Origin of the sequence: Methanoregula sp., assembly GCF_002835825.1 — an archaeon.
Lineage (GTDB): Archaea > Halobacteriota > Methanomicrobia > Methanomicrobiales > Methanospirillaceae > Methanoregula.
This window is the reverse complement of record NZ_PIZH01000051.1, coordinates 1-8,840: the sequence shown is the minus strand read 5'-3', so window position 1 is coordinate 8,840 and position 8,840 is coordinate 1. Positions and strand designations below refer to the sequence as shown.

Annotated in this window: 10 protein-coding genes; 3 read left to right on the top strand and 7 right to left on the bottom strand. The window is 56.4% G+C overall.

The features are described from left to right. On the top strand, nucleotides 1-548 hold a 548-nt coding region (locus CW742_RS03355; protein ID WP_292416438.1), incomplete at its 5' end, for a class I SAM-dependent methyltransferase family protein. A gap of 3 nt (nucleotides 549-551) precedes the next feature. Here the strand turns inward: CW742_RS03355 and CW742_RS03350 are convergent. Further along, nucleotides 552-1,619, bottom strand: coding sequence for a trans-aconitate 2-methyltransferase (locus tag CW742_RS03350; protein WP_292416435.1), 1,068 nt, complete (start codon nucleotides 1,617-1,619; stop codon nucleotides 552-554). Nucleotides 1,620-1,742: 123 nt separating this feature from the next. On the opposite strand from CW742_RS03350, the gene CW742_RS03345 reads away from it, so the two are divergent. Further along, complete coding sequence (locus CW742_RS03345; RefSeq protein ID WP_292416432.1) at nucleotides 1,743-2,258, top strand: GNAT family N-acetyltransferase; 516 nt, start codon at nucleotides 1,743-1,745, stop codon at nucleotides 2,256-2,258. Nucleotides 2,259-2,268: 10 nt separating this feature from the next. Here CW742_RS03345 and CW742_RS03340 read toward each other — a convergent pair whose 3' ends face one another. The 6 genes from CW742_RS03340 to CW742_RS03315 all read right to left on the bottom strand — a co-directional run bounded on the left by CW742_RS03340 (nucleotide 2,269) and on the right by CW742_RS03315 (nucleotide 7,373). Further along, nucleotides 2,269-2,859: an acetate uptake transporter gene (locus CW742_RS03340; protein ID WP_292416429.1), complete on the bottom strand. Its 591-nt coding sequence runs from the start codon at nucleotides 2,857-2,859 to the stop codon at nucleotides 2,269-2,271. A 301-nt stretch (nucleotides 2,860-3,160) separates the two neighbouring features. Next, nucleotides 3,161-4,402 carry an ABC transporter permease gene (locus tag CW742_RS03335; RefSeq protein ID WP_292416426.1) on the bottom strand — a complete coding sequence of 414 codons (1,242 nt, stop codon included), beginning with the start codon at nucleotides 4,400-4,402 and terminating at the stop codon, nucleotides 3,161-3,163. Continuing rightward, on the bottom strand, nucleotides 4,399-5,079 hold the full coding sequence (locus CW742_RS03330) for an ABC transporter ATP-binding protein (RefSeq protein WP_292416424.1): 681 nt from the start codon (nucleotides 5,077-5,079) through the stop codon (nucleotides 4,399-4,401). Before CW742_RS03330 ends, CW742_RS03335 begins: the two co-directional genes overlap by 4 nt. Before the next feature lie 23 nt (nucleotides 5,080-5,102). Continuing rightward, nucleotides 5,103-6,359, bottom strand: coding sequence for a hypothetical protein (locus CW742_RS03325; protein WP_292416421.1), 1,257 nt, complete (start codon nucleotides 6,357-6,359; stop codon nucleotides 5,103-5,105). Nucleotides 6,360-6,715: 356 nt separating this feature from the next. Continuing rightward, the gene (locus CW742_RS03320; RefSeq protein ID WP_292416417.1) at nucleotides 6,716-6,937 is read right to left on the bottom strand and encodes a helix-turn-helix transcriptional regulator; all 222 of its coding nucleotides are present in this window, start codon (nucleotides 6,935-6,937) and stop codon (nucleotides 6,716-6,718) included. After that, nucleotides 6,927-7,373, bottom strand: coding sequence for a DUF2178 domain-containing protein (locus tag CW742_RS03315; protein WP_292416413.1), 447 nt, complete (start codon nucleotides 7,371-7,373; stop codon nucleotides 6,927-6,929). Before CW742_RS03315 ends, CW742_RS03320 begins: the two co-directional genes overlap by 11 nt. Nucleotides 7,374-7,508: 135 nt before the next feature. Between CW742_RS03315 and CW742_RS03310 the strand changes: the two genes are divergently transcribed. Next, nucleotides 7,509-8,840 carry a nitrilase-related carbon-nitrogen hydrolase gene (locus tag CW742_RS03310; protein ID WP_292416410.1) on the top strand — a complete coding sequence of 444 codons (1,332 nt, stop codon included), beginning with the start codon at nucleotides 7,509-7,511 and terminating at the stop codon, nucleotides 8,838-8,840.

Genomic DNA, 8,840 nt, shown 5'->3' with positions numbered 1-8,840 from the left:
CCCGGTACCGCGAGTTCGGTTTTCAGTACCGGTTCGATGTCACAAAAGTTTTCTTCACCAGCCGGATGGCCTATGAGCGGAGACGGGTCACGGAACAGGTGGAGCCCGGCGAGACAGTACTCGTGCCGTTCTGCGGTGTGGGCCCGTATGCCATACCGGCCGCTGCAAGGGGCGGCCGGGTCATCGCAATCGAGAAGAACCCCGAGGCCTATGGCTGGCTCCGGGAGAACATCGTGCTGAACCATGTCGAAGGTTCGGTAACGGCAATCCTTGGCGATGCAAAGGACACGGGGCACCTGCTGGGGAAGCGGTTTGACCGGATCATCATCCCCACGCCATATGGCATGACGGACAGCCTGGATGTCTTTACACCCTTTGCGGCCCGCGACGGCATGATCCATTTCTACACGTTCGGGGCAAAAAACGAGATACCGGCGCTCGTGGCTGCACTGGAGAGCAAAGGATTCGAACTCACGTTCCAGGACGAGTGCGGGAATGTTGCGCCGGGGATCAAGCGCTGGGTCTTCGATCTGGTAAAAACTGGTTGACGGTCATTTCTTCCTGCCGTAGTGCAGGGTAAAGAGCGTCATGTACTCGTCAGCATAGCACGTGGAGTCGGAACAGACGGCAAACTCAGGACACAGGCAGTCCCGGAACAGGTCGTGCCACTGGCTCCGGAGCATGTGGTACTCCGTGCGTTCGCCCCGCGGCCTTGTGAGGAGCGAGACAACCTCGGTCATGAGGAAGGAGTCGATACAATCCGTGACAACGTCGACCGGCGCGTCATGGGAATAGACAAAGTCCATGATCCTGCCGTACGACTGGTAGACCGACAGGGCAAGTTCCGGTGTTGAGAGTTCGGGTGTGTCGTTGTCGGCGTCCATCTCGAAGAGGAGGAAATGGTCGATCCAGGGCTTGAGCCGCAGGAGGTGGAGCCGCTTGTCCTCCACCGGCATGTGGTGGTAGGCAAGGGAGCTCATGGCGATATCATAGCGGGTACGGATGGAGGCAGAGCAGTCCTGGATACGGGAGTTTTCGGTTACGACCCTTGTATCCGGGAACTGCCGTGAGATGGTTTCCCTGGCAAGGGCGATCATTGCCGGGGAGGCATCGATGAGGAGCACCTCATCAATCGCGCCGGCTTTTCCGGTCTCCAGCAGGCGGGAGAGGACCATTGCTGTCAGGGATCCGTCGCCGCAGCCGATGTCGATGAACCGCACCGGACTGTCAAAGGCAGGGAGACTGTGGGCGAACTGCTTTGCGAGCTGCTGTCGTGCCGCCTTCATCACCGGGACGCTGGCAAAATGGAGGAACGGGCGCGGGTCCTCGAATGCGGTGGCCGGCGGGATGAGGGCACCGTTGTGCCGGGAGAGAAAACTGAGGAGGAATGCTGCGGAGAAGAGGCCGTCCTCCTCAGCAAGCGTGGCAGCCTCCAGCCATTCCACGGCACGACGGCTTTCGCCCCGGCCGGCAAGGTCGATAGCGATATAGTAATCGAATGCCGGGACCAGGTTTTTCCGGACCTGCCCTTCATACTGTTCAGGGGCTGTGGAATTGCGAGCGATCTCCTGTGCATGCCGGCGCCATTCCGCCTTCTCCGTTTCCGAGAGGAATAACATGGGGATGTGTCCTTAACCGGATAGGGTCTCTTTATGGGGCTAAATAGGTGGTGATAGATAGGCAGGGCCGGTCCGTCAGGGTAATCTGGGTGCAGGTGATATGCTTATGAACAAGGTTTTCCTGTGCAGATCATCACTCCTTCGACAATCCTCCGAGACTGGTCAGCGGATGATACCCCCAGTCTGGTGCGGTTCGCGAACAATCCCCGCATTGCTGCAACCCTGCGGGATGGTTTTCCCTCCCCCTATACTTCTGGCGATGCGGAGCGCTTCATTGCACAGGCAACTGCCTCCGGTGGCCATAATCTTGTCCTTGCCATTGAAGTGGATGGGCAGGCCTGCGGCGGGATTGGTGTCCACCCGCTGGAGGATGTCTACCGGAGGACCGCGGAGATCGGGTACTGGCTTAGCGAACCGTACTGGGGCAGGGGTATCGTGACCGATGCAGTCCGGGCGATTGTGCCAGTGGCATTCGACAGGTATAACCTTGCCCGGATCCAAGCGGGGATCTTTGAAAATAACCCGGCGTCCATGCGGGTACTGGAGAAGTGCGGTTTTGTCCGTGAAGCGGTGCACAGGAATGCGGTCACAAAGAACGGCGTGACCATGGACGAAGTGATGTACGCCCGTTTCCGGTAAAAAAGGAGTTTTAGACCGGGAGGACCCGGCTCCCGAAGATCTCGTTGATGGTCTGTCCCAGGCCCATATAGAGCGCAAGGCCGCCGGCGATGAGGCCGGAGATGCCTCCCAGCGTGAGGATGAGCGGGTTGCCTGTCAGCTGTGCGGTAACCAGCAGTGCGACAAGGATCACCACGAAAGCAAGGGTGACCTGGAGGAGGCGGTGCATCTTGAGCGTGCAGATGAACAGGCCAAGGGCAAAGATTCCCCAGACGGCAAGGAATGCCGCGAGTTCAACCGGTGACGGGGCTTTTGCAAGGGAGAGGGCCGGCAGCATCAGGATCGCGGCAAAGGTAATCCAGAAGATCCCAAAGCTGCCAAAGGTCAGCATGCCAAAGGTGTTCTTCTTCTTCCATTCCATGACGCCGACAACGGACTGGGCCACACCGCCATACAGGAGCGCCATGGCGATAATCGGGCTTGAGACACCGGTGAACCCTGCATTGTGCAGGCTTAAGAGGATGGTCGTCATCCCGAAAGCGCACAGCCCGAGCGGCGCCGGGTTGGCGGTGTTGTCCATCATGAAAATATTGTTCCTGTTTACTTCTTCCAAATGCTGCATGATAACCTCATGTGATGGCCGAAAACCCCGAACATGCACCAGAATCCGGGTGAGTAAATGGAGTAATGCACCACTTTCTAATGTGTGCGGTGTACATTGTTAAAAGAATTCGTATTTTATTCTCAATGTGGTGCACTTGTAAAGAATGACAGTCAAGATTCAATCAGAGATTCTGCACCAATAATATCGGGACCCTCACAATGAGGTGCACCACTGCTCTGGTTCTGGGATGGGGAATCCTGGCTGGAAACCCTGACCGGGTCGGGGAGTCCCGGTCCGGGAATGGTGGAAATGCCCCTCTTCAGTCGCTCCGGAGCGCTTCAATGGGGTCGAGGTTTGCTGCCCGCCAGGCCGGGTAGACACCTGAGAAGATGCAGATAGCGATGCCGATTGCCATTGCCATCGGGACATAGATGAGGCTTGAGTAAGTGAAGAAATACTTCGTTGTACCTACCATGGCAAGCACGACGAGCCAGCCAAGGATGAGGCTCATGATAGCGCCGATCCCCGTCCCGACAAGCCCGAGAATTGAGGCTTCGTACAGGAACATCCGCCGGATCTCGCTCTTCCGCGTACCGATGCTCCGCAGGATACCAATCTCCCGGATACGTTCGGTTACCGACATCATCATGACATTGAAGATGGAGGTTGCCGCCACCAGAAGCGAGATACCGGCAATGGCCATGACGAATGTTGTCAGGGTGCTGACCGTTGATGTTATGCTCTCCATCATCCGGCTGCTGTCCTGGATGGTGACCACGTTCTCCTTGCGGTTGAGCTTGTCCGTGATCGCGGTCTTTGTGGTGTCGGCATCGCTGATGTCCTTTAGGATGACATTGACCTGGTCATACTCCTCCTCGCCCCCGAACAGCCCGACATAGGCCTTCTCGGTCATGATGATGGCATTGTCCGTGTTCATATCCATGGACATCCCCTTCTGTTCAAGAATCCCGACAACGCGGAATTTCGAGACGGTCTCATCCTGGGTGGCATCCCCGATGGTGATCCGGCTCCCGATGGTGAGCCCCTGCCGCGAGGCAAAGGTGGGACCCACGACAACGGAACTGGATGTCTTGGGCAGTGTGCCTTCAGCAATGGTCAGGACATTTGGCATATCGTCGTCGATCATTCCGTAAATGGTAGCACGTCCGGTGTTGTCACCGACCTCGATCCTGGTGCTGTCCTGGTAGAGGGGATACACCGTCCCGTAACTGCCCACGGCACGTTCGACATCGTCAAAGTTCGATCCGGTGAGGTAGTCCTTGGTGCTTGTCGATGAAGATGACCTGCGCGTAGTCGAACTCCCGCTCCCCATTGCGCTGAACATGCTGCCACCCCCTCCGCCGGTATCCGCCTTCACCACCAGCACGTTGGCCATGGCAGAGAGTTCCTCGGTAACGGACATCGTCATGTTCGCCCCCATCATGCCCATGGATGAGATGGCCACGACACCGATCACGATGCCGAGTGCTGCAAGCACCGAACGGAGGAAGTGGAGCCGGATGCTCCGTACCGAGAGCTGGAAGATGACATCGTTCTTCATTCGACTGCCACCCTCCCGTCCTGGATCCGGATAATCCGCTCTGCCTGCTCCCCGATGAGCGGGTCATGGGTAACGATGATGATCGTTCTGCCCTTGTTGTGGAGAGATCTGAGCATCTCCATGATCTGGCCCCCGGTCTTTGTATCGAGGTTGCCGGTTGGTTCGTCGCAGAGGAGGATGTCCGGGTCGTTGACAAGCGCCCGTGCTATGGCAACCCGCTGCTGCTGTCCACCGGAGAGTTCGGCCGGCTTGTGCTTTGCCATCCGCTTGTTGATTCCTACGTCGCCAAGCAGTTTACTGACATGGCCCGTCGTGTCGTTCTTCCGGTGCTTGAGGATATACGGGTACTCCACATTCTCGTAGGCAGAGAGGAGCGGGATCAGGTTGAACTTCTGGAAGATGTAGCCGATGGCATTGAGCCGGAGGTCGGTGAGTTCATCGTCGGATAACTTCCGGATGTTCCGGCCGGTGATACGCAGGGTGCCGGAGGTGGGCACGTCCAGTCCCCCGATCTGGTTGAGGAGAGTTGACTTGCCGGACCCCGAAGGGCCCATGATGGCCACGAACTCGCCCCGCCCGATCCGGATCGAGAGGTTGTCGAGCGCCAGAACATCCCCAGAAGGGAGCGGGTAGATCTTGGTGACGTCCCGGAGTTCGATGACCGGTACAGCTGTCATGGTCGTACCAGGATAAAGCCGGTCTATTTCTCCACCGGTTCATCGTCATCCTCATCCTTTCCGCCCGGGAGGGGATCTTTCCTGAACCGGTTTCTTAAGGAGCTGAGATACCCCTTTCTCCAGGCATACACGAGGAGAGCGATTGCCACAAGGATGATCACGATCTCGGTTACCGGGATCTGGCCGAAGCCGGATCCAAACGACCCGAACATACCCCTCCGCTGCATGGTGCTCCCTGTTACGGACTGGGACGAAAGGGAACCCGCTCCCGGTATTGCCATGCTGTCACTTGCAGCAATACTGAAGGTCTCCCGGAAAGTGTTTCCCTCCGCATCCTTATAATCAACAATCAGCGGAACGGACTTGTTCCCGGCAGCAACATATGTGATCTCGAAGCTGGAGAAGTCGTCAGGTTCGAGGTTGCCGACAGCATAGATTGGGTTCGGGTTGACGGGCCGGGCCGGGTCTCCTACGGTTACCAGGATTGACTTTGCATCGGTAAGGCCGTTGTTCGTTACATCGCCTTTCAGCGTGGTCGTCATACCGGAAGACGTACTCTCGATATTATTGACAACGATCTCGGCCCCCATCTTGTTTTTGTCTATGCTGACTGGCAAAACAACAGCTGTTTTATGCTCATTATCGCCGTTATGGAAGGTGACATGGAACGTCACATTGGTTCCGCGGGCAGGGGTGATGGAAAAGGGAACCTGGACGGACTTCTTGGAGTCCAGGGTGCCGACAAATACTTCTTTTGGGAAGATCTCCGCGCCATCGGTTTCCGGCACGATAAGGACGTTTGAGATCCCCTCAGAACGCGGATTGGAGATACTTACGTTCACGGTGTCTTTCTTTGAGATGGCAAAGGAATCCGGCATAGCTGATATGCTGGCCCGTATGTCCGTGGAATCAACCCTGAGTTTGATCTGGGTGTTAATCGCCTTTGCCCCGTACGTATTCGGGGAGACGGTAAAGAGCGGGAGATAGGTGCCGTCTTTGCAGTCCGCCCTGACAATAAAGGTATAATCGGTAGTTGCTCCCGGGCCGATATTGGTCACGGAATGGAACGAACCGCTGTTAATGATATCGAAGTCCGGACTAATCAGGGCCGGCTGGGATACTGAAACGGAAGTATCGGCGGCATTTGTGACATGGATGGTCACGGTTCCGCTCTCACCGGGATAGAACACAGCAGGACTGGATTCGTATCCGGAAATATAAACCTGCGCTGCTGCATCCACAGAGTTGGTTACCGAAACCGTCTCTGCTGCTGCTGCCATCCTCACCGATAAAAGTGCAATAAGGATCAAAACGATACCTGCAATAGGGAATTGTCTTTTCATACATTCTCCTGCAACTGGTGTGGGAAATTGGGATGATTACCTGCTATCTGGTTTGTATACCTGGGTAAGGTATTTTTTCCGAACAGATTGTAATGTATGTTTAACATTTTGTATATTATTGTTTTCCATAATCGTGCAGGAGCCCGGGTTTCTTCAAATGACGGAACAGGGTCGGGGGGAGGAGAAAAAGGGGCTGTAGCGCGCAGAAAAGAATGGAGGGGCGCGGCATTGTTCCGGCCCGGGGAACAGAGGATTCGTGCCGAAGGCCCCGTGCAGGGAACCGGAACAACCGGTCAGCCCCGGTTGCCTTTTATCGGGAGTTCGTCATCGTAGGTGAAGACTTCTTCGATGGTGACGGAAAAGTGACGGGCAATGCGGAAGGCAAGGTCAAGCGAGGGGACGTATTTTCCCTTCTCGATGGCGAGGATGGTCTGCCGGGTCACCCCGATTGCCTGTGCAAGATCTTCCTGGGTCATGTCATGCATGGCACGGAAGACCTTGATCTTATTCTTCATCGGTCTCCCAGTCCCCATATTTTCGGGCATAGTATATCCTGAACCCGACATACAGGAAGATCATCAGGCAGAGGAGGGCGAGCTGGAAGTACCCCATCATCCTCGGCGACAGGAGCGCAGGCGGCGGCTGGGTGAAGAGTACTCTTGGGCCCTGCGGAATATACAGGATCTGCATGACCGCACCGATCGAGAACGCACAGAAAACAACCCAGAAGACCTGGAAGGTCCGGAGCACGGCCTGCTCCGTGATCTTCGCACTCCGCTCGTCCTCGACAAGATCGGTCACTCTCTTGCGGGCAAGATAGGCAATGGCGATGCCAAGGAGGAATGCGATCTCGATGAACAGGGGATTATGGACCTCAACAGAGTACCAGAATACTGCCAGCAGGAGAAGCGCAATGCAGCCGCATATGAGATAAAATGTGTTCTTCTTCATGGACTCCCTTTGTTATTGGGTTTTGACCTCCACCCGTGATAAAGATGCTGCACCCCGGTATGCCCCGATGATCCCGCAGGGCGCGGATGGATACTCTCATATCCGATCAGGAAAAATCCATACACCACGAGGTGTGTGGAGCTGGAAGGCGTTACGCTGGGGCTCATCCAGATGGCGATGGGTCCCGATCCCGGCGAAAACATCGAGAAGGCACGCCGGAAGGTCATTGAGGCAGCAGGGCAGGGGGCGCAGATCATCTGCCTTCCCGAGCTCTTTCATGTCCGGTATTTTCCCCAGCATAGCGGAGCAGAGACCGGGGACCTTGCCGAGACCATTCCCGGCCGGTCGACGATCCTCTTTGCCTCTCTTGCCCGCGAGCATAATATCGTCATCATCCTCCCGGTGTACGAGAAAACAGCAGATGGGAAATTCTTCAATGCTGCTGTGGTGATCGATGCAGATGGGAATCTCTCGGAGCCCTACCACAAGATCCACATCCCGCAGGATCCGGGGTTTTACGAGAAGGGGTACTTCTACCCGGGGGATTCATTCCGTGTTTTCCCGACCCGGTACGGAAAGATTGCGGTGCTCATCTGTTTCGACCAGTGGTTCCCCGAGGCCGCACGCTGTCTTGCTCTTGACGGGGCGGACATCATCTTGTACCCGACCGCGATCGGCCATCCTGGCCCGGATACCCCAAAGGAAGGCGGGTGGCAGGAAGCATGGGAACTGATCCAGAGGAGTCATGCTGTGGCAAACAGCGTCCATGTCGCAGCAGTGAACCGTGTCGGCACCGAAGGCAGCTGTCGGTTCTTTGGCGGATCCTTTGTTGCAGATGCATTCGGGAAAGTGCTTTCCCGAGCCGGGGATTCCGAGGAGATACTGGTTGTCAAAGTCGACTTCACGATGAATACCGAAGTCCAGGATTCCTGGGGATTCTTTCGCAACCGCCGGCCCGAAACCTATTATCGGATCACGGTCCCGTTTGCAGGAAAGGAGGGGAGATTCCCGGACCTGCGGAAAAAAGACACCCCACAAAACCGCGGGTTCCACATGCCTGCGGAATGGGAGCCGCATGATGCGGTCTGGATCTCGTGGCCCCACAACACATACACCTTCCCGGATATCCCTGCCGTGGAGCAGGCGTACTACGAGTTCATCGCCCATGTCCATACCTCGGAGCGCGTCGAGGTTTTCGTTCCTACTGCGATCGTGTACCGGAAAGTGCGGGCACGGTTAAATGAGATGGGCATCGTTTTTGACCGTGTAACGCTCCATACCACCGGGTACTCTGACTTCTGGAACCGCGATTACGGTCTGACCCTTCTTGTCAGCACTTCCTTGAAGATACTCGCCATGTCCGGTTGGGAATCCAAGGCCTGGGTCGGCAAGCACGACGACCGTTTCCAGGATGGAACAATCTCTCTCCCCATGAACCGTTGGCGCCACCTGACGCTCGCTCAGTAG

Bases quoted from the DNA above. Each gene is read 5' to 3' on its own strand.
- CW742_RS03340 (WP_292416429.1), bottom strand. From the start codon at position 2,859: ATGCAGCATTTGGAAGAAGTAAACAGGAACAATATTTTCATGATGGAC.
- CW742_RS03330 (WP_292416424.1), bottom strand. From the start codon at position 5,079: ATGACAGCTGTACCGGTCATCGAACTCCGGGACGTCACCAAGATCTAC.
- CW742_RS03320 (WP_292416417.1), bottom strand. From the start codon at position 6,937: ATGAAGAATAAGATCAAGGTCTTCCGTGCCATGCATGACATGACCCAG.
- CW742_RS03335 (WP_292416426.1), bottom strand. From the start codon at position 4,402: ATGAAGAACGATGTCATCTTCCAGCTCTCGGTACGGAGCATCCGGCTC.
- CW742_RS03325 (WP_292416421.1), bottom strand. From the start codon at position 6,359: ATGGCAGCAGCAGCAGAGACGGTTTCGGTAACCAACTCTGTGGATGCA.
- CW742_RS03315 (WP_292416413.1), bottom strand. From the start codon at position 7,373: ATGAAGAAGAACACATTTTATCTCATATGCGGCTGCATTGCGCTTCTC.
- CW742_RS03350 (WP_292416435.1), bottom strand. From the start codon at position 1,619: ATGTTATTCCTCTCGGAAACGGAGAAGGCGGAATGGCGCCGGCATGCA.